Genomic DNA, 20,703 nt, shown 5'->3' on the forward strand with positions numbered 1-20,703 from the left:
TGTAGAGATCACGGCACTGAGGACGAAGGAGCGACTATGCGAATCCTGATCAACGGTGCAGGCGTGGCCGGACTGAGCGCCGGGATCGACCTGGCGCGCGTCGGGCACGAGGTCGAGATCGTCGAGCGGGCGAACCACCTGCGCACCAACGGCTCGCCCATCGATGTGCGTGGCGAGGCCATCGACACCGCGCGCAGCATGGGCATCCTCGACGCGGTGCAGGAACACCGGATCACCATGACCGAGGAGACGAAGTTCATCGACCGGTCCGGCGCGCCCGTCGCCCCCTTGGTCCGGCAGGAGATCGACGAATCCTCCGAAGACATCGAGATTCCCCGTGAGGATCTGATGAACATCCTGCGCCGGGCCCTGCCCGAGCAGGTCAGCCTGCGCTTCGAGGAGTCCGTCCGGACGCTGGCCGATAGCGGGGACCGGGTCGCGGTCGCCTTCGCCTCCGGCCGCGAGGCCGCCTACGACATCGTCGTCGGCGCCGACGGGGTGCACTCGACGGTGCGTCGGCTGGTGTTCGGCCCCGAGAAGGAGTTCACCAAACACCTCGGGATGTACGTTGCGCTCGGGGATGCATCCGACCAGGCGACACCCGGCGACCGCACGACGGAGGTCCTCAACCTGCCGGGCCGCATGGCCGGCCTGGCCCGCTACCGCGACAAAGCTCTGGCACTCTTCCAGTTCCGCTCCGAACCGATCGATTACGACCACCGTGATCTGGCTGCGCAGAAGCGCATTCTGGCCGAGGCCTTCGTCGGCGTCGACGACTGGAAGGTCCCCACGCTGCTCACGACCGCGCAGGACGACCCCGAGCTCTACTTCGACGCGATCGCCCAGATTCACATGTCGACCTGGCACCGCGGACGGGTCGTGCTGATCGGGGACGCCGCGCACTGCGCGACCCCGATGGCCGGGCGCGGCGCCTCATTGGCCATGCTCGGGGCGTGGATGCTCACCGAGGAGCTTGGACACCGGGGCGATGAGCTCGAGGCGGCCTTCAGCGCCTACGAGCGGCGTCTGCGCCCCCACGCGGAGGCAGCCCAAGAGTTCGCGCTCAGCGGGGCCGACCTTGTGGTGCCCGCCTCATGGGAGGCCATCGAGGCGCGCAACACCCGGCTGCGGGCGGCGCAGTCGCTCTAGGCGGTCGTCCCTGGCCGACGAGGACCGCACGCGAGAACGGACCCGCCGAACTCTCCGGGGCCAGCACGACCGGCCTCCACCGCGACCGGCCCGACCCCACCGGCGCTGGTCGCCGATGTGCCCGTGACCTTCGCCGCCGACCTCGTCGGCTTCCGCGAAGCCCCCTGCTATGAAACCGAGCCGGACCTGGATTTGCGCACCCCGCGGAAAAGGCTGAGTGCAGCTCGCGGCGCGGTCCTGGTCGCAGTATGGGCCCGCCCTGGTCCCTGTAGGCGGGGAGCTGGACCGGAAACACCGCATCGCGGTGTCCTGACCCGCGGATATGTGGCGCGCCTGGCAGGATTCGAACTTGCGGCCGTCGGATCAGCACCGGACCGGGACGCAGGGCGGTTCCCGGGGGTTGCGCGGGTGCGCGGCCGATGTCCGCGCACCCCGCGCACCAGGTCCGGATCGGTACTCCCGGGGTCCTACTCTTCGGCGCCGTGCGCCGGCGCCGGCCACCTGCCGAGATCCCGCCACCGCGGAGCGGGTTGGTGCCGGCGCTCTTCGGCAACATCCGGCGCGGTCCCGCCGCGCCTGGCCGCCGGGGTCGACGTCACGGTGGTCGCGGCCTATTCGGGCCGCTTCGCCACCGCCTTCCCCGCCGAGCGAAGTGTTCCAAGGCGCCGCAGACGGCGGCGACGGTGCGCACCGTCTACCAGGCGGACAGGTCCCGCGCTTCGGTGGTCGCGGAAACCGTATCGAACCGGCGGACCCGGCCGCCCTCTCCGAACCGCGGCCAGCCGGGGTCCCCGGTGCGGGCGAAGGCGATCCACGCCGCATGCATCTCCTTGGCCAACGCTTCCGGCGGCTCCTCCGGCCCCGTCAATCCCTGCGCGCCGCGCAGCCCCGGAGTCTCCAGCCCGTCGAACACGAACGGCAGCTCCATCGCGTGCGCCGCCCCGAGCTGCGCGTCGAGAGCGGTCGACCGCCAGGCGAACTCGTAGACGTGAGCGCCGCCGTGCGCCTCGGCGAGCCTGCGGGAGCCGAAGCCGAACAGCGCGTCGCCGAGGATGGCCGACCGCAGCTCGCCGGGCCCGGCGTCCGGCCGCTGCGCCTGGTAGGCCGCGACGAGCCGGTCGGGGTCGCCGTGGGCGCGGGCCGCGGTCGCGTGCACGTCCTCGGCGGTCGAGGCGGGCAGGTCGCCATGCGGCGCGAGGTAGAGGTTGCCTTCCTCGGCGTTGGTTCCCACGAGCAGGTCGACATCGGCCAGGCGGCATTCGGCCGGTTGGCGGTCCAGCACCAGACTGAACGGGCTGAGTCCCATGAGCGGGTCGAAGCGGTCGGCGGTGCGCAGGTCGGTCCCGGCGAGTCGGGGGACGACCGCGACCAGGTCCTCGTCGGGGACCGCGGCGAAGCCCTCCGCGTCCGGTGCCACGCCCAGCGCCTCTGCGGCCGCTCGGGCCACCCGGGCGCCCTGCTCGGGGGAGAACGCGCCCAGTCCGCTGCCGCTCTGCACGATCGCCCGGTGGAACAGGCCTTCGGCCCGGGGATCGGCGAGCACACCGGCGGCCGTGGTCGCGCCCGCCGACTGGCCGGCCAAGGTCACGTTTGCGGGGTCGCCGCCGAAGGCCGCGATGTTGCGCTGCACCCACTCCAGGGCCGCGAGCACGTCGAGCAGCCCTCGATTGCGCGGCGCCCCGGGCAGGTCCAGGAACCCGGCGACACCGAGCCGGTAGTTCAACGCAACCAGCACGACGCCGTCGCGGGCGAAGGCGGCGCCGTCGTGCACCGGTGCGCGGTTGGAGCCGGCGACGAACCCGCCACCGTGCACGAACACCAGCACCGGGCTGCGTTCGGCCCTGCGCGGGGCCCAGATGTTGACGGTCAGGTACTCCTCCCCCCGCTCGTCGCCCCGCACCCAGCCGGGACCGAAGTAGGGCGCCATGTCGAGTCGTCCGAAGGAGTCCCGGCGGGGTTGCGGCGCGGTGGGCCCCGGCCGCGTCGCGTCGCGCACGTGCGTCCAGGGGCGGGGCGGCGAGGGCGGGGAGAACCGGTCGGCGCCGGCGGGCGGCGCCGCGTAGGGGACGGACAGGAAGCGGGCCGCGGAATCGTCGGCGTTGCCGCGGACTGCCCCCTCGGTGGTCGTCACGATCGGATCGGACACTGTGCACTCCCGTATCTGTTACTCGCTGGTGCCGGGTTCGGCGTCGCCGTTGTCGGTACCGGCTCGCCGCGGCGAGCCGGTCGGGCGTCAGATCCGGGCGAACGGCGCCCACTCCTTGATCGCGAACTTGCCGCCGTCCCGGGCGACCTCCGCCCCACCGCGTCCGCCCAGGTGGGCGGGGAACACCAGCGCACGGGTGTCGGCGGCTTCGCCCAGCAGTCGGCGCCGGGTGGCGCGGGACTCCGCCGGGTTCTCGCAGAAGCAACTGTTGGTCTCGGGCTCCACGATCTGCAGCGCGGTGTGCACCAGGTCGCCGACGAACAGCGCCCGGTCGCCGCCCGAAGCCAGCCGCACCGCCGAGGAGCCCGGGGTGTGCCCCGGCGCGGGCTCCAGGCGAAGGTTGCCGTCGATGGTGTGGCCCTCCTCCCACAACTGCGCCTGCCCTGCCGCGTATACCGGGGCCACGCTGTCCTCGAACACGTTCTGGTTGCCGCGGCCCAGGTTCGGCGTGTGGCCGTTTACGGGATTCCAGAAGTCGAAGTCCGCCTTCGGCATCAGGTAGGTGGCGTTGGGAAAGGTCGGCACCCACTCGCGGCCCGAGAGGCGTGTGTTCCAGCCCACATGGTCGACGTGGAGATGGGTGTTGACCACCAGGTCCACGTCCTCGGGCGCTACACCGGCCCGGGCCAGCTCGCCGAGGAACCCGCTCTCCCTGCGGCTCCAGACCGGCGAGTAGGGGCGTTCCTTGTGGTTGCCCACACCGGTGTCGATCAGGATGGTTCTGCCCTCGCTGCGCAGCAGCCAGGTCTGGATGGCGCTCACGACGACGTCGGAGTCGGCGTCGACGAAGTCGGGCGTGAGCCAGGGACCGTGTTTGCGCCAGGCGTCCTCCGGCGCCTCGGGGAAGAAGGTTCGCGGAGCGATGTCCACGGACCCGAAGTACTCCACGACTCGGGCGACCGTGACTTCACCCAGCACGACTCCCTGCTCCTGTTTCCGTTCCTGCATGTTGGTCCCGTTCGTGCTCGGCGTCGATTCCCGGTCAGGATCCGGCGGCCTGTGTCGTGCCAGCCAGCCCTGTGATGTGCGTATCCACGGCAGGGTCAGGCTCGCGGCTCCGTAGCCGGAGGGCCGTGCCTAGGCTGTTGCCATGACGACTTCTCAGGCGGCCGGGCAGACGGTCGCAGGTCGGATCGGCGACTTCCTACGGGCGCGGCGGGCGCGGTTGCAGCCCGACGACGCGGGTTTGGCGGCACTGCCCGGGCGCAGGCGCGTGGCCGGGCTGCGGCGTGAGGAGCTTGCGCAGTTGGCGGGGGTCAGCGTGTCGTACTACACGCGGCTGGAGCAGGGGCAGTCGGTCAACGCGTCCGACGCCGTACTGGACGCGATCGCGCGGGCGCTGCGGTTGGACGAACACGAGACCGAGCACCTGCGGGAACTCGCTGCGCGGCGCCCCCGGCACCTCAAGCAGCCGCCGCCGGAGCGGGTCGACTCCCCGACCCGCGAGCTGATGCGCTCGCTGGGCGACGTGCCCGCGATGGTCCTGGGCCGCCGCACCGACGTGCTCGCCTGGAACCCGATGGCCCGGGCCCTGCTCGCCGGGCACGTGGACCCCGCCGCGCCGGACCGCCTCGAGGACCGGCCGAACCTGGCACGGATGCTGTTCCTGGATCCCTACATCCGGGACCTGTACGTCGACTGGGAGTACAAGGCGCGAGCGGTTGTGGGGAGCCTGCGGCTGGTCGCGGGCCGCCACCCCGAGGACGCGCTGCTGGCCTCATTGGTCGGCGAGCTGTCAGCGCAGTCGCAGGAGTTCGCCGACCTGTGGGGCGACCACCGAGTCAAGCCCTGCGAGGCGGACCGCTACCGGCTGCGCCACCCGCTGGTCGGCGAACTCACCGTTACGCAGCAGCTCCTCGCGGTCGCCCGCTCACCCGAGCAGTCGGTGACGGTGGTGACCGCGGAAGAGGGCTCCGCAGCGGCCGACTCGCTCAAGCTGCTGTCCCGGTTCGCGGGACCGGGCACCGATGGAAAAGCCGGAGCCGACCGCCCCTTGCGGTACCCGACGCAGGGATGACCGAAGCCGCCGACATGCCGTGCAGCTCCGCCCGGAAAGCGGGCTGCCCCTCGCGTATGCGGCACGAAACCCCCCGTCGAGGCACCCGATGCGAGGAGGGCCGGCCACCAGGCCGACGAGCGGCCGTCCCGCCGGCGGCGTCGTCGACGCCGCCGAGGCGGGCGCCAGGCTGCGCGAGCTGACGAAAACCTGATGGGGCGCCCCAGCGCACCTGTGCTACGGAATCCCGCAGGGAGGAACTCGATCCGGCATTCGAGCATCAGTGGTTGGAGGCCGACCCAATGACTCGAAGTTTGACGTCGGGGGCGGATGCAGAACTGGCGCGGGGGCTCGCTTTGTCAACGGCGCGTGTAGACGAAGCCTTCGCCCCCGGGACTCGGGGGTCGGTCCGGGGTAGCGGGCTTGGGTCCGTCCCCGGTGGATAGGCGGAGGAGCATTCATGCTGTCCCTGAAAAGATGCGTTGCGTACGCTTCCTGTGGACGTATCCGTAACCGTCGCGAAAGTGCCATGGCCCAGCTCCCTCCTTCGGCTCCCGCGGCAGGTCGGCGCCGAACACGGCGCGACCGGTCGGGGTCCGCGGCCCGCCACGTGCATGCCACGGATCGGCGCCGAACGACTCACCGGCGCCGACGGCCCCGGCGGTGCCCTCATCAGCCCCGGCGTCCTCGCCCGGTCTGCGGGCGTGGAGCCGGTCGCCTCGGCGGGGGCGGGGCCCGCGCCGCCTGGGGCACGCTGCGTTACCGCACCGCCGCCTACGGCCCGCAGGCCATCACCGTCCGCGGCCGTGTGGCCGTCCCGGTGATGCGCCCACCGCCGGGCTCGCCCACGGCTCGCCCGTGCCGGCGCCGAGGAGGTGCGCCTCACCGGCACCCCCCACTCGGACGGCCGGGCCCTGGCCTCCGGCAGCTACGCCCCGCGTGACGGCAGCGTGCTGCACATCCCGCCCGAACGCCGCCCCGCCGATGCGTAAAGGAGGGTTGCGTGGCGACCATGATCTCCGACCTGCGCGACTGGATCCGCGACCACGACCCGCACGTGCGCGCCGCCGTGGAACTGCTCATCGCCCACAACGACGCCGTGTGGCTGCGCCGTGAGGACTTCGTGGACCGCTTCGTCGACGACGACGGCCACAACACCGTCATCGACTTCGCCACCCTGGCCGCCGCCCTGGAGGCCGGGACCGCCCCCGGCGCCTGTGAGACCGAGGCCGGCGTCCTGCGCCTGGCCGCCGACCTCGGCACCGACCGGTGGGGCATCCGCCAGATGTCCGACGCCGCGGTGCACCGGGTGCGCGTGGCCATCGCCGTCGCCACCGAGTAGCCCCGGCCGCCCCCGCTCTGAGCAGGGCCGCCGAGGCAGCGCACGCCTCGGCCACGCACAGTCGCAGATCCCCCTGTGCGGCCGGCCCACGCTCCGAAAGCGCGCCACGCCGGCTCAGCCGCGTTCCTCCGGTTCCCCCAACCGGCTGCCTCGAACCGGCTGCTCGGCCGGTCCCCGGCACATCACCACCCGGTAGCCGTGCCGGCCTCGACGGGCCCGCGCTCGACGCGCCCGTGACTGCCTCCGGGAGCCTGTCCTTCCCTCGCGAAGACCGGAAACCTGTCGCGGCCGAAGTAGACACGCCTGGCTCGTGCTGCTAACTTTATTCCCGCGGCCGCAGAAGTACACGGCCGGACCACCGGATAGGCCGGTGGAGAGCAGGACGGCCCGACGGTGTGCACGCGCATCACGGCACCGGGGCCGGTAGCAACGCAGTACAGAGGTAGAGCAGTAACGCAGGACCGGATATCCCGCTCGCACAGGGGATTCCGCAGCAGAAGCAAGGTCGCGGTAGGGCTCGACCGGCGCGGGTGGTTGTACGGCGCCGGGGGCCGGTAGGACCGCAGTACAGAAGTAGAGCAGTGCACGAAACGAGAATCGAGAGGTAGGTGCCATCAGGATCGCCCGGACGCAGCACGATTCGCGCCCGGGTACCGCAGGGCCTTTGTTCGAAAGAAGGTGGTCCACGGTCATACAACCGCGATCCCCGCGATCCCGTCCCAGCCTGTCCTCGGGAAGCGGAAGACCGGCAGCGGCCGGTGGATGGTAGTGAACTCTCGGGCCCCAGCGCCGTGCGGCGCTGGGGCCCTCGACGTGCGTTCAGGAGAAGGAAGAGAGCGCTTGACTCGTCCCGACACCGGTGACCGGTTCGACGATGACGACTACCCCGCCTACACCGTGGGCAGCGCGGCCGAAATGATCGGCGCCACGCCGGCCTTCCTGCGCGCCCTGGGCCAGGCCCAGCTGATCGAGCCCCGGCGCTCGGAGGGTGGGCACCGCCGCTACTCCCGCTATCAGCTCCGACTCGCCGCGCGGGCGCGCGACCTCGTGGACGAGGGCACCTCGATCGAGGCCGCGTGCCGGATCATCGTCCTGGAGGACCAGCTGGAGGAGGCCCAGCGCATCAACGAGGAGCTACGCGCCACCGATCCGCCCACGGAGTGAGGCTGTGCCGCGCGCCGCGTCCCAAGCTCGCCGAAGCACCGACAGCCCTCGCCGCAATCGGCGCGCGGCCCGCATCCTCGCGGGTTTGGCGCCGTGCTCAAGCCTGGGGGCCGTGGTGCTAGCGGGTGGTCGGAATCCGCCCTCCGGTCGCGGTGGTGCGGCGGGGACGCAGCGGGCAAGCCCGCACCGGTGGCCGAATGCGCCCTTGCGCTGGCGGTGCCGCCCGCCCTCGGGCCCGCCGAGCCACCGTGTGCCCGGCCTGGCAGGCCACCTGTCCGGCAGCGGTGTCGACGGCGAAGCACCCAACCGGGCACCGCAGGGCGCAGCGGTGCGGGTTGGATCACCGTCCACCGGCCTGCCGCCGCCAGGGCACCCTCAGGTGGCCGGTGGCATAAGCGCTATCGCCCAGCCCCCGTTCTGACAAAGAACAGATGAGCGTGAACTATTGGGGCATAAACCATGAACAAGGGGCCCGGTAAGGGAAGGTTTCCGATGGACGGAAGGACTCCTATATTCCCGGGCGTTCTGTTTGTGGTGGGGCTTAACCAGGGCGGCCGGGACATCCCATCCGGGGCGCCCGGTAGCGTGCGCACATCGTGGCGACGGCGTCGTCGACCGCAGCGTCCACCTCGGCCGGGGGCGGGGCCCAGTCGACGACGAGCAGTCGCGGCCAGAGGATGTAGTTCGAGATCATGCCCATGAACTGGGTGGTGGCCATGACCGGGTCCTCGATGCGGGCCGTCCCGGTGTCGTGCTCCGCGGCGAGGTAGCGCTGGACGGACTCGAAGAACGGCATTTTGCCGAGGTCGAAGTGGGTCGTGGCGAGCGCGGGGAATCGGGGCATCTCGGCGATGACGATTCGGTAGAGGCCGACCATCTCCGGTCGGGACATGAGCGCGGCGTACCGGCGGCCGTACTCCCGCAGCCCGCGCTCGAGGTCGCCGGGCCGGGGGGCGGGGCGCTGGTCGTCGTCCGTGCTCCAGTGCTCGGTGACCATGGCCTCGAACAGGTTCGCCTTGGTGGGGAACTGTTTGAAGAGCGTGGCCTTGGACACCTCCGCAGCCTCGGCGACCCGGGCTAGGGAGGTGCCGGCGTAGCCGTTGTCAAGGAACAGGCCTGTGGCCGCGCTGATGATCGCTGCTCGCTTCTGCTGCGCGAGCTGCTGGTGGTAGGTCCCGGTCCTCGTCGCCATGGGTCCATGATGCCCCACGTTGCGAGGTGAGTCGCTTGACTCACCTTTGTTTCGCACCTACCTTTGCGGTAAGGCGAGTCACTTGACTCATATCTAGCGAAGGGCGCGCTCGTGCAGCGATTCGAGAACAGGACGGTCATCGTCACCGGTGCAGGGGGCGGGATGGGCAGCAGTCACGTGCGTGCCTTCCACGCCGAGGGGGCCAACGTCGTGGTGGCCGACCGGGCCCCGGAACGCGGCGCGAAGCTCGCCGCAGAACTCGGTCCGCGGGCGATGGACGTGCGGCTGGACGTCACCAGCGAGACACAGTGGGCGGCAGCCGTCACGGAAGCCCAGGAACGCTTCGGACCGGTGTCTGTGCTGGTGAACAACGCGGGCATCCAGCAAGCGGCAGCGCCGGTCGAGCACACCGATCTGAGCACCTTCACGCGCGCCATGGACGTCAATGTGACGGGCCAGTTTCTCGGCATCCGCGCGGTGACGCCCTCGATGCGCGAGGCCGGGGGCTCGATCATCAACATCGCCTCGACCATGGCCAACGTGGGTACGGCGTACTACGCGGCCTACACGGCCAGCAAATGGGCCGTGCGCGGCTTGACCAGGACCGCGGCGCTGGAGCTCGGCCGGGACGGGATCCGGGTCAACGCGGTGCACCCCGGCGTGGTCTCGACACCGTTGATCAATACCCCGGCAGAGCCGGGCGAGCGCCCGATCTCGGACTTCTATTCGCCGGAGCCGTACGCGGTCCCGCGCATCGGCCGGCCCGAAGACGTCTCCCGCCTGCTCCTGTTCCTGGCGTCCGACGACGCGTCGTACGCGACCGGCTCGGAGTTCGTGGTCGACGGCGGGCTGCTGCTCGGGCCTGCTCTGCAGTACGGGGCGGCCTGAGGGACGCCGCGGTCCGGGCGGCGATCGGGATCGCGCCCGCGGTCACGACGCGGGAGGGGATCGTCGACATTACCGCGACCGGCCGACGTACCGGCCTGCCGCCGCATCGAACCGTCACGGTCCTCGCCCGAATCGTCGGCCGCCAAGGCCGGCCGTTCGGTCGCTCATGTACTTCCGTGCGAGTACGCGTCGCCTCCCGCGGGCGGAGGCGGCCGCCGGCGGCCGTCGGCATCGTGGTGGACACCAACCACTCATCGGAGGTCTCGTGTCCCCACGTCCAGATTCCACGGTCGTCGATCAGCAGGCCGAAAGCGCGCTGTCACCCAACGCTGATGACGCTGCGGCCATGCTCGTCGGCGCAGTCAAGCGATACGGCTCCGGCCCGTCTGCCGTCGTCGCTCTCGACGACGTCACCATCGCGTTCCCGGCGGGGAAGTTCACGGCTGTGATGGGCCCGTCGGGTTCGGGAAAGTCGACGATGATGCACTGCGCCGCCGGGCTGGACCAACTGGCGTCGGGCCGCGCCTTCGTCGGCAACACCGATCTGTCGACCCTCGACGACCGCGAACTGACCCTGCTGCGCCGAGAACGGATCGGGTTCGTGTTCCAGACGCTCAATCTCGTTGGGACCCTCACGGCCGAGGAGAACATTCGCCTGCCGTTGACGTTGTCGGGCCGCCGGCCGAGCGATGGAGTGCTCGATCAGGTCGTGTCGATGCTGGGCCTCGGTGATCGCCTGCATCATCGGCCGACGGAGCTCTCAGGCGGCCAGCAACAGCGCGTCGCCATCGCCCGAGCGCTGGTCGCCCGGCCACACGTGGTGTTCGCCGACGAGCCCACCGGCAACCTCGACACCCGGTCCGGACAGGAGATCCTCGGATACCTGCGATCAGCGGTCGACAGGCATCATCAGTCGATCGTGATGGTCACGCACGATCCCAACGCCGCAGCCTGGGCGGACCACGTCGTGTTCGTCGTCGACGGCAGAGTGCACGACGTAATGGATCGCCCGTCGGCCGATTCGGTGCTCGACGTGATGAAGGGCCTGGGGCGATGAGCCAGATGGTGCGGAGCGCGGCCCGGAGCGTGTTCGCGAGCCGGGGTCGGTTCCTGCTCACAGGCACGGCGATCGCACTGTCGGTGGCGTTCCTCGTCGCGACGCTGGTGCTGTCCGACTCGATGCGCGGCCGAGCTGCCGGCGACATCGCCGAAGCGATGGCCGGGACGGACGCCGTGGTGCAGGGCGTTTCCCTCGGCGAACCCGGCGGAGGTCCGGGAGACCCTGCCAGGTCGGTTCGGCAATCACTGGATCCCGACATCACCGAGCGCGTGGCCGCGGTCGACGGCGTCGACGGGGCCGCCTCGCAATGGACCGGCTTCGCGAAGCTGGTCGTCGACGGATCGGCGGTCGGAGCCGGCACGGCGAACGACGTCGGTCGCAACTGGATCGCCGACCCGGCGCTCAATCCGTTCCGGCTCGCGAGCGGGCGACCACCGACCGGGGTCGGTGAGATCGTGATCGACCGCTCGCTCGCCGATGACGCAGGCGTGGCTCGGGGTGACGTCGTCAAGGTCCTGACCGCGTCGGGGATGCACGACGCGACCATCACCGGTATCGCGACGTTCGGGTCGGCGGACGCGGCGCCGCTGAAGCGAACGGTTCTGTTGCCCGACGGAGCGATGTCCGCCTGGCTCGATATGGACGCGCCGACCGAGGTGGTCGTCGACGTCGCGGAGGGTGCCGACCGCACCGAGGTGCTCGGCCGCCTGGCGGCGCTGTCCGACGCCGAGGTCGTCGACGGACGCGACTACATACGGACGATGCAGAACGCCGCGACTTCACCGCTGCAGTTCCTGAACGTGTTCCTCCTGGCCTTCGCCGTGGTCGCGATTCTGATCGGCGTGACGATCATCTACAACACGTTCGCGCTCACCGTCGCCCGCCGCCGCCGGGAGTCGGGACTGCTGCGTGCGATCGGTGCGCAACGACGCCAAGTGCTCGGCGGAGTGGTGATCGAGGCGGTGTTCGTCGGAACGATCGCCACGCTCATCGGCCTCGTATGCGGGGTCGCGGGAGTGGACGCGCTGCGCTGGGTCGTCGGACTCACCGGGGTCAGCCTGATCACCGGGCCGGCGATCGTGAGCCCGACCTCGATCGCGATCGCCGCGACCGTCGGTATCGGCACAACGATCCTCTCGGCATGGATCCCGGCCCGCCGCGCGGCGGCGACACCCCCGATCGAGGCACTGCGTGAGAGCGCGGCGGAACCCCGGGTCGTGAGCCGAGCGCGGACTGCAAGCGGACTCGTGCTCGCCGCGGCGGCGATCGCTGGAGGAGCTGCTGCTGTGGTTGGCTCGAACCCGGTGTGGCTCGTGCTCGCTACTGCCATTGTCCCGGCGCTCGTGCTGTGCGGCCCGGCGATCGTGACAGCTTCAGCACGTTGGAGCTCTCCAGCGGCCCGCCGCGCCGCCGGTGTGTCCGGCTCGATCGCCGCGGGCAACCTGGCTGCGAGCCCCCGCCGATCGGCATCGACGGCGCTCGCGCTCATGCTCGGAACCGCGATGGTGACGCTGTTCTCGATCTTCGCGAGCTCACTGGCGAGCGCGGTGGGAACGGACGTCCGTGAGGGGCTGCAGGCGGACCTGGTGGTCACGTCGGCGACCCCCGACTTCTCGACGATCGACCCCACCCTGGCCGACCGGATGGCAGCGCTGTCCGACGTGGACTCGGTAACTGCGCTGTCGATCGCCGAAGGGGTGGTGGCAGGGAAAGCCGAGGCGATCGGCGGTATCGACCCGACGGCGCTGCCCACCATGTACGACCTCGCCCCGATCGCCGGCGACCTCGCCGATCTGAGCTCGGGAGGCGTGGCCGTGGTCGGTGACGACCCGGCGCGGCTTGGCGAAACCCTGAAAATCGAGTTCGAACGATCGACCATCGAAGCGCCGATCGTTGCCGTGGTCGAAAGGAGCACCGGCGGTTTCGAAGCTCCGGCCTACTTCGTCGACCGTGCGACGCTCGACGCCTCGCTCGGTCATCTGCTCGATGCGCAGGTGTTCGTCGACCTCGCCGACGGAGCGGTGGCGGACGCAGAGGAAGACGTGCGGGCCCTGGTCCAAGATGCGCCCGGGTCGTTCCTGGCGACCCGGGAAGAACACATCGCCAGCAGCGGGAGCGACGTCGCTGCGTTCGGAAACTTCATCGACGGGATGCTCATTCTGGCGAGCCTCATCGCGCTTCTCGGAGTCGCCAACACAACGGCGCTCGCGATCAATGAACGCTTTGGAGAGATCGGGCTGCTGCGAGCGGTCGGGGCGTCTCGGCGGGAGCTGCGTCGCATCGTGCGGCTCGAGGCGGCACTCCTGTCGTTCGTTGCAGCATCGATCGGTATCGCCGTCGGAGCCGGCGTCGGCTGGGCGATGATCGATGTCACTGGAGGCGCGGAGATCCCGTACGTCATCGTACCCTGGCTCCGTCTGGCGGTGACGCTGATCGTCGCGGTCGCAGCGGGCGTGGTCGCTGCAGCGTGGCCCGCGTTCCGGGTCTCCCGGGTGCCCGTGCTCGAGCTGGTGAGCCGGGACCGCTGATGGCCCCGAGGTCCAGTACCGGGACCGGGCGCTCCCGACCGGTCCCGGTACAGAGACCTCCTGTGGGAGTACGCGCACGCCATCGGTCGCGACGAGGATGGTGCCATGACGCTTACGGATCACCGCACCGGCCGCGCCGATCTCGCTGCGCTCGTCGCCGCGTTGGCGGTGTCGATCGGCGTGTTCGTCTTCGACCCGGACGTCCTGGCCGGACGGCAGCTCCTCGGCGTCGCGATCGCGGCCGTCGCCGCAGTGCTGCTCCTCGTCGCCGGCCGGTTCGGTCGGGTCACCGTCGTGGCGATCGGTGTGCTGACCGTCGTCACCTTCGTATGGACCTCCAGCCCGGTCGCGCTGGGACCGATGCTCGCCGTGGCGCTGTACCGACTCGTGCGCCGAAGCGAGGATCGCTCTGCGGTCTGGTTCGGATCGTTCGTCGCGATCGTCGTCGCCGGCTTCGGGGCGCAGGCCGGCAATGAGCCGTTCTGGTTCGAATGGGTCACCTACTCAGCCGTTCTCCTGCTCCCGATCGCCGCCGCCGACGCCCGCCGCTCCAACCTGCGGCGTCGAGCCGACAGATGGGAACGCCAGGTCGCCGAGCGGCTCCAGGCGGAACGCCTTCGCATCGCGTACGACCTGCACGACATCGTCGCCCATTCGCTGTCGGCGATCACCGTCCAGTCCGGCATCGCCGCCCACGGGTTCGAGCGCGATCCCGCCGCCGCTCACACCGCGCTCGTCGAGATCAACGACGCAGGCAGACGATCGCTCGACGAGCTGAGATCCCTCCTCGGGCTCCTCCGGTCCGACGAGTCGGTCCCGCTTCGCCCGATACCGGCGGCCACCACCACCCTCGGCGACGTCGTCGCCGCCGCCGGGCACTCCAGGGAGGTCGAGGTGGTCGAGGACGGTCACTACCCCGCGGGCGTGACGGAGAGCACCGTGGTGACGGTGCACCGCATCGTGCACGAGTGCCTGGTCAACGTCGCCCGCCACGCCGGCGACGTCCCCACGATCGTCCGGCTCCGGCACGCAGACGGCGGGGTGCACGTCACCGTGTCGAACGACGCCCCGGCCACCGCACGCGTTACGACGGCGGGCACCGGCATCGGTCTGGTCGCGATCCGCGAGCGAGCGGAGCTCCTCGGTGGCACCGTCCACGCCGAACCCACCGACAACGGCGGGTTCACGGTGCACGCGTTCGTGCCGTACCAGGTTCCCGGCGGGTGGGAGGCATGACCCCTCGGCTCGACGCGCCTGCCGTGGCGAGGCGCGACATCCGCGTGCTGCTCGCCGACGACCAGGAGTTGGTGCGCCGCGGGTTCGCATCACTGCTCGCCGGCGAACCCGGCATCGAGGTCGTCGGTGAGGTCGGCGACGGCGCGCAGGCGATCGCCGAGACCCGGCGGACACGCCCCGACGTCGTGCTGATGGACATCCGCATGCCTCGCATGGACGGGCTCGACGCGACGCGGGCGATCTGCGGCGACGAACGGCTCAACGCCACCAAGGTGCTCGTGCTCACCACCTTCGCGCTCGATGAGTACGTCTACGAGGCGCTCAGAGTCGGTGCCTCCGGTTTCCTGCTCAAGGACACCCCACCGCGACTCCTGCTCGAGGCCATCGCCGCCGCCGACGACGGGGACGTCCTCATCTCACCGGCGATGGCCAAGCGGTTGGTCGCCGACTTCGTTCGCCGACCGATCATGCGTCCCGGCGACTCGGGTCCTCTCGATGTCCTGAGCGAGCGAGAGCGTGAGGTACTCGCCGAGGTCGCACGCGGCAAGACCAACTCCGAGATCGGCGAGTCGCTCTACATGTCGCCGCTCACGGCGAAGACGCACGTCAGTCGCATCCTCGGCAAGCTGAACGCGCGCGACCGCGCCCAGCTCGTGATCATCGGATACGAGACCGGACTCGTCAGCCCCGGCGAGTGAGCACCGCGAGCGTCGTGGCCGGGCCGGTACCGGACTCCGGGGAAGCCCGTAGCGTCCGCGGACTTTCCCGCCGCCCAGGCGACACGACAACACACGTGCTGGCTACCCATGCGGACAAGAGACGACCCTGTGCCGCACCAACCTAAGGGGAATACGTCGATGACTCCCTTAGGAGAGCTCCCGCCAACATGAGTTGGCCCTGTGGGTGCTGTTGCGCCGACGCCGCGGCTTGAGACGTCGGCCGCGGAAGGCACTCGGATGATGCCGCCGGGACCTTCCTGCGCCTTGTCCGCACAGCACTTCACCTCCGTGTCGCAGGGGCGTAGTCACCGGCAGCACCCCTGTCGTGGCGAGTGCCCGGAACGGTGGGTGAGGCCGACAGCGGCCGACCTGCCGCATTGGCGATGACCTACTACGCGGAGACGGGCTCGTCGGGCATGGCGGCGCCGACCCGGCTGAGAGCTATCGCGGAGCTGCGCACCGATCGGTGCGGGTTCGGTCTACCGGTACGCCGCTTCGCGCGAGGCGGTCTGGTTTGTGCGGCCGACCGCACGGCCCACCGCGTTGCGCACCGTGAGGCCCGGTCGGGTGCGGGGCACCATGAGCCTGGAGAGCGGCCCGACGCGCCGCTGCCGCGGGCCCACCCCACGACGGAGTCGCGACTCATAGGCGGCGAAAGCCCGGGTGTGATCACCGGGGTGGGCGGCGAGCGCTTCCGCGAGGGCGTACGCGCCCGCCATCGCCATGCTGGACCCGTCGCCTAGCAGGGCTGTCGCCGCCGCGTCCCCCAGCAGTACGACCCGTCCGCGGGACCACGAGGGCATCCGGACGGTGGTCAGGGGGTCGAAGAAGGGAGCCGGGTGGTCGAGGTACGCCGCCACGAACTCCCGTGCCCGCCACCCCACGTCGGCGTACGCGTCGGCCACGGTCTGCTTGTGAAGGGCGGTGTTCTTGCGGTCGTGGGGCGCCGGCGGTGCGGCGCGGAAGGTGAAGATCGCGAGTGGAGTGGTCCGCGAGGGGTGGAGGATCAGCATCCGGTTCGGCGCGGTCAGCATCGTCATCTCGTTCGGGTCCTCGATGGCGTCGGGCTCCAGCGGGACGGTCGCGCCGTACAGGCCCAGGTCGCGCACGAACTGCCGCTCGGGTCCGAAGAGCAGGCGCCGTACGGCGGAGTGCGTCCCGTCGGCACCGACCACCAGGTCGAATCGCCGTGGCGCGGCCCGCCAAAAGGTGGCGTCGACCCCGCCTCCGTCCTGACGACGACTGGAGCCGGCGCCAAGCGGCCGAGCGCTCGGCGTCTCGCCCAAAACCGCCCACAAATGGGCCCGCCGCTACCGCGAAGCGGGCCGGGCTGGCATGGACTACCGCCCCAGCCGCCCGGCCACCAGCCCCAACCGGACCCCGGCCACCAGCGCGCGTCGCGGCAACGACCGAGAACACTCGGGCTTTGGCGCTGGTCGCGGTCGTGTCCTGCACGTAAAGACCGGCGGGGGCAAGGAGGACAAGCTCGCCCCCTTCCCTGCCTGCGCTCGGCCGCGCGGCGCAGCGCCATCACAGCCCCGGTGCGTTCGTAGTAGAAGGTCGCGCATCCGAACCGATTTATTTTCCGCACACACACACGATCCTGTGCAAAAAAGACATATAGGCACTCTGTTCCCGTGCAGGCCGCGCCGCCTTGCGCATCGGTAAATGTCCGCTACTATGTAAAGCGCATTTACTGAATGGAGTGGATAGTGCCTCCCCAGACACGGCGCGACCGGCTCCGGGCGCAGATGGCCGAGGAGATCAAGGCCGCGGCCCGCAGGATCGTGGAGGAGGAGGGGGTGGACGCCCTCACCCTCGCCGAGGTGGCGCGCCGGGTCGAGGTGACGCCAGCTGCGCTCTACCGCCACTACGACGACCTGAGCGCCATCACCTGGCACCTCGCGCGCGACCTCGTGGACGAGATCGTCCAGGCCCAGCGAACGGCCGTCAGCAGCGAGTTGGCCGATGACATCGCGGGGCGGCTGCTGGCCGCCACGCGGGCGTTCCGCGCCTGGTGCATCGGCCACCGCACCTGCTTCCATTTGCTGTTCGGCACACCCACCGCGGCAGCGGGCCCGGCGCATGCGGACGTGACAGGCCTATGGGTGCGCCGTCTGGCCGAGGTATGGGGCGAGCTGTTCGTCCACCTCTGGGCCGTGCGGCCGTTCCCGATCCTGCCGGACGAAAAGATCGCGCCCGGACTTCGCGACCAGCTCGACCAGTACCGCTCCGCGGTAGGGGTCGACCTGCCCTTGGGGACACTGGTCGTCTTCCTCGGCTGCTGGCGGCAGATCTACGGAGCGGTCGCCCTGGAGGTGTTCGACCACTTCGCTCCCACCATCACCGACCATGAGCCGATGTTCGAGCTGATGATCGCCGAGCTCTTCACCAAGCTCGGCCTGGAAAAGGAGTACCGGCCCCCGGCCGGGACTGACTTTCCGCTGCCCAGCTGACTCCTTTCTGCGCATTGGGCCGGGCCGCCCGGGCGCAGCCCCACCCCCAGGAGGACAGATGCCGCAGTTCCACCGCGATTGGAACGTGCCCCACCAGTCCCGACCCCCCTCGACGCCGGCCCCGCCGCCGGGCGGCTTCGCCCCGCAGGGGACACCGCTGCCCCAGCACCCTGCGCACCATCCGCCCTCACGGCCGCGGATCGACGGCCCGACCTGGGCCCAGCTGCTCGTGATCTCGGCCCCCAAGGCGCTGGCAAGCGCCTTCGTGGTCTGGTGCATCGGCTACCCGATCGTGGGGGCTGTGGTGGGGAGCGTGCTGGTCGGCGCCCCCGAAGGTGTGCTGGCGAGGCTGACGGGCTTGGGGGTCCTGTTGGCGTGGGCGTGCGTCGGCGGATTCTGCTTGTATCCCCGCACCGGGGACGCCCTGGCCCGGTGGCTGCTCGGGTTGCGCCTGGCCACCGCCGAGGAGGAGGCGAAGCTCGTCGTCCCCTGGTATCGCGTGATGCACGCCACCGGTCGGCATCCGCACGCCTTCCGGCTCTGGGTGCAGGAGTCCGAGGACATCAACGCCAGTGCGGCGGGTGCGGGCATCGTCGCGGTCACCCGGTCCGCGGTCGAAGAGCTCTCCCCGCCCCAGCTCGAAGCCGTTTTGGCGCATGAGCTTGGGCACCACACCTTCAGCCACGCCAGGTTCCTGCTCGCGCTGAACTACTACGGGCTCCCGGTGACAGTGATCGCCCGCCTCTTCAACGCCCTGACCATCGGGATCGTCGGAGCTATCTGGTCCGCCTACCGGGACAGCGGCAACGTGCTGATGCTCATCGTTGCCGGCTGCACCCTGACCATGTGCTGCCTGGTCTTCGTGCTTCCGTTCCTCGTTCCGGCCATGGCGGCCCTGTTTGGGGCGGCCGCCCTCAGCCGCGCCACGGAGCTGGCCGCCGACCGCTATGCCGCGCAATTGGGTTATGCCCCGGCCCTGCAGCAGGTGCTGCAGCACTGGATCCACCTGGGCCATGACGCCGCCCACGCCCAGATGAACCCTTGGCAGCGCGCTACGGCCAGCCACCCCACCGCCGCCAAGCGCATCCAGCGCCTTCAGACCTACCTGAACCAGCCCCGGAGCCAGATGTGATCCGCCACCTCATCGAACTGCTCATGGGCGGCCGCCCCGGCGTCGCGCCCGCGCAGCCCGCCCCTGCGCCGCCGTGGGAATGGCTGCGTCCCCACGACCCCTTCGCCGCTGCCCTGCTGGATGGGCTCTGGCCCAGCGAGGAGATGAGCGACGTCGACCGGGCCCGGCTGACGACCGCCCTGGGCCAGGCGGCCGGCGACGAGGCCCTGCGCGCCGAGCTGATCGCCGAGCTCCACGAACTGGGTCCGGCCGCGGCCGGGCACGATTCCGGGCAGCGCAACCTCCCGGGGCACCGGCGCGCCGAGCACAACCTCGCGGCCAGCCAGGTGCGGCTGGGGCGCCTGGCCGCCGACGCGCGCAACGTGCCCATCGCCGGCTCGGGGGACTTCGGTGTCGACACCGACTGCCTGCGCACATCGCTTCTGGTCGTGGGCCCGCCCGGGTGCGGCAAGACCCACGGCGTGGCCGTGCCCATCGCAGAGCACCTGGTTCTGCAGAGTTTGGCCAACCGGGTCAGCGTGCTGGTCATCGACCCCAAGGGCGACGACTTCGGCTTCGAAGGCTGGTTCGACCACACCATCGACCCCGCCGACCCCGGAACCGGGTTCGACCTCTACGGCGGGGCATCAACCCCCGAGGAGGCGGCCGACCAGCTCGCCTCGGCCCTGCTGCCCGCCGGAGTCAGCGCCGACAAGCAGTACTTCATGGACGCCTCGCGCAACACCATCTACGCCTGCCTGGATCTGGCGTGGAAGACCGTGAAGCGCTGGCCCACCCTCCGAGAGCTGCTCCGGCTCATGCGCATAGATGAAGGCGACACACAGGCCGTCAACAACCTCGCTGGTGGAAAGGCCGCCAATACACCGGCGGGCAAGGAGTTCATCGCCCGGCGCAAGAGGCAGGCCTCCGGGAAGGTGGACCCGGCGGCCTCGGCGGTCGAGCGCCTTTCGCTGCTCGACCGCCCCAACCTGCACAGGCTCTTCGACCCCCTGAAGAAGGAGCACAAGTTCTCCATGGGCGACATCAACCGGCCGATACGAGTACGAATGGCCCTTCCCGAAGCGCGCATGCCTGAGACCACCCGCATCCTGGCCCGGCTGGCCATGGCGCAGTTCACCCATGTCACCAGTTCTCCCGGAACGAATCGGGGGATCTTCAAAGGGCTGGTCGTGGAAGAGGCCGGCCGGTTCATCGACGACTACACGGCACGCGCCCTGCAGCGGGTCCGCTCCAACAACGCCGGCCTGGTCCTGCTCGCCCAGTCCCTGGGGGACTTTCCGGACGAGCTGCTGCCCACGGTCTTCACTTCGGCCGGAGGCAAGTTCGTCTTCCCCGGCGTCGACCCCGACGGAGCCGAGCAGTTCTCCCGCTTCTGGGGCGAACAGGAGGTCTCCGAGTTCACACGGACCCGCACCCGATCGGCCTCCACCAGCTACGACAACTGGAACCTGCCCATCGGGCGGACCGAGAGCCAGAGCATCGGCGTCCAGCACAGCAAACGCACCGAAGCGCTTTGGAGCCCCGGAGAGCTGTCCGCGGAGATCCCTCTGGGCCACTGCGTCGCCCAGCTCTCCCGCAGCAACGGGGCACGCACACCACCCGTGCTGGTGAACCTCCGCGAAAAATGAAATCGGA

At 70.5% G+C, this 20,703-nt stretch carries 16 protein-coding genes; 12 read left to right on the forward strand and 4 right to left on the reverse strand.

Going from position 1 to position 20,703, the window contains the following annotated elements:
* Window positions 1–36: 36 nt before the first annotated feature.
* On the forward strand, window positions 37–1,149 hold the full coding sequence (locus tag ABEA15_RS13830; protein ID WP_345556952.1) for an FAD-dependent monooxygenase: 1,113 nt from the start codon (window positions 37–39) through the stop codon (window positions 1,147–1,149).
* 694 nt (window positions 1,150–1,843) lie between these two features.
* On the opposite strand, the gene ABEA15_RS13835 is transcribed toward ABEA15_RS13830, so the two are convergent.
* Both ABEA15_RS13835 and ABEA15_RS13840 read right to left on the reverse strand, forming a co-directional pair.
* On the reverse strand, window positions 1,844–3,295 hold the full coding sequence (locus ABEA15_RS13835; protein ID WP_345556953.1) for a carboxylesterase/lipase family protein: 1,452 nt from the start codon (window positions 3,293–3,295) through the stop codon (window positions 1,844–1,846).
* Between the two features lie 87 nt (window positions 3,296–3,382).
* Window positions 3,383–4,303, reverse strand: a complete 921-nt coding sequence (locus tag ABEA15_RS13840; RefSeq protein ID WP_345556954.1) for an MBL fold metallo-hydrolase — start codon at window positions 4,301–4,303, stop codon at window positions 3,383–3,385.
* 142 nt (window positions 4,304–4,445) lie between these two features.
* On the opposite strand from ABEA15_RS13840, the gene ABEA15_RS13845 reads away from it, so the two are divergent.
* From ABEA15_RS13845 to ABEA15_RS13855, 3 genes are all read left to right on the forward strand, one after another.
* The gene (locus ABEA15_RS13845) at window positions 4,446–5,372 is read left to right on the forward strand and encodes a helix-turn-helix transcriptional regulator (protein WP_345556955.1); all 927 of its coding nucleotides are present in this window, start codon (window positions 4,446–4,448) and stop codon (window positions 5,370–5,372) included.
* Between the two features lie 982 nt (window positions 5,373–6,354).
* A complete protein-coding gene (locus ABEA15_RS13850) occupies window positions 6,355–6,693 on the forward strand; it encodes a hypothetical protein (RefSeq protein WP_344146116.1) in 339 nt (112 codons plus the stop codon).
* An 840-nt stretch (window positions 6,694–7,533) separates the two neighbouring features.
* Complete coding sequence (locus ABEA15_RS13855; RefSeq protein WP_344146113.1) at window positions 7,534–7,857, forward strand: MerR family transcriptional regulator; 324 nt, start codon at window positions 7,534–7,536, stop codon at window positions 7,855–7,857.
* Window positions 7,858–8,398: 541 nt separating this feature from the next.
* Here ABEA15_RS13855 and ABEA15_RS13860 read toward each other — a convergent pair.
* Entirely contained in the window at window positions 8,399–9,049 is a 651-nt protein-coding gene (locus ABEA15_RS13860; protein ID WP_345556956.1) for a TetR/AcrR family transcriptional regulator, read from the reverse strand.
* 111 nt (window positions 9,050–9,160) lie between these two features.
* Between ABEA15_RS13860 and ABEA15_RS13865 the strand changes: the two genes are divergently transcribed.
* From ABEA15_RS13865 to ABEA15_RS13885, 5 genes are all read left to right on the forward strand, one after another.
* Window positions 9,161–9,937, forward strand: a complete 777-nt coding sequence (locus ABEA15_RS13865) for a glucose 1-dehydrogenase (protein WP_345556957.1) — start codon at window positions 9,161–9,163, stop codon at window positions 9,935–9,937.
* Between the two features lie 346 nt (window positions 9,938–10,283).
* Window positions 10,284–10,994, forward strand: coding sequence for an ABC transporter ATP-binding protein (locus tag ABEA15_RS13870; protein WP_344146397.1), 711 nt, complete (start codon window positions 10,284–10,286; stop codon window positions 10,992–10,994).
* Entirely contained in the window at window positions 10,991–13,525 is a 2,535-nt protein-coding gene (locus ABEA15_RS13875; RefSeq protein WP_345556958.1) for an FtsX-like permease family protein, read from the forward strand. The genes ABEA15_RS13870 and ABEA15_RS13875 overlap by 4 nt, the downstream gene beginning before the upstream one ends.
* A 105-nt stretch (window positions 13,526–13,630) precedes the next feature.
* Window positions 13,631–14,761 (forward strand): sensor histidine kinase, encoded by a 1,131-nt coding sequence (locus ABEA15_RS13880; RefSeq protein WP_345556959.1) that lies wholly within the window; start codon window positions 13,631–13,633, stop codon window positions 14,759–14,761.
* Window positions 14,758–15,459 (forward strand): response regulator transcription factor, encoded by a 702-nt coding sequence (locus ABEA15_RS13885; protein ID WP_344146098.1) that lies wholly within the window; start codon window positions 14,758–14,760, stop codon window positions 15,457–15,459. The genes ABEA15_RS13880 and ABEA15_RS13885 overlap by 4 nt, the downstream gene beginning before the upstream one ends.
* Before the next feature lie 500 nt (window positions 15,460–15,959).
* Here the strand turns inward: ABEA15_RS13885 and ABEA15_RS13890 are convergent, their stop codons facing one another.
* Window positions 15,960–16,778, reverse strand: coding sequence for an FAD-dependent monooxygenase (locus ABEA15_RS13890; RefSeq protein ID WP_425579393.1), 819 nt, complete (start codon window positions 16,776–16,778; stop codon window positions 15,960–15,962).
* Window positions 16,779–17,192: 414 nt separating this feature from the next.
* On the opposite strand from ABEA15_RS13890, the gene ABEA15_RS13900 reads away from it, so the two are divergent.
* From ABEA15_RS13900 to ABEA15_RS13910, 3 genes are all read left to right on the forward strand, one after another.
* Entirely contained in the window at window positions 17,193–17,936 is a 744-nt protein-coding gene (locus tag ABEA15_RS13900; RefSeq protein WP_345556961.1) for a TetR/AcrR family transcriptional regulator, read from the forward strand.
* Between the two features lie 85 nt (window positions 17,937–18,021).
* The gene (locus ABEA15_RS13905; RefSeq protein ID WP_345556962.1) at window positions 18,022–19,068 is read left to right on the forward strand and encodes a M48 family metallopeptidase; all 1,047 of its coding nucleotides are present in this window, start codon (window positions 18,022–18,024) and stop codon (window positions 19,066–19,068) included.
* Window positions 19,065–20,696: a type IV secretory system conjugative DNA transfer family protein gene (locus tag ABEA15_RS13910; protein ID WP_345556963.1), complete on the forward strand. Its 1,632-nt coding sequence runs from the start codon at window positions 19,065–19,067 to the stop codon at window positions 20,694–20,696. Before ABEA15_RS13905 ends, ABEA15_RS13910 begins: the two co-directional genes overlap by 4 nt.
* Window positions 20,697–20,703: the final 7 nt, after the last annotated feature.

The organism is Streptomonospora halophila (genome assembly GCF_039542725.1).
Classification (GTDB): domain Bacteria; phylum Actinomycetota; class Actinomycetes; order Streptosporangiales; family Streptosporangiaceae; genus Streptomonospora; species Streptomonospora halophila.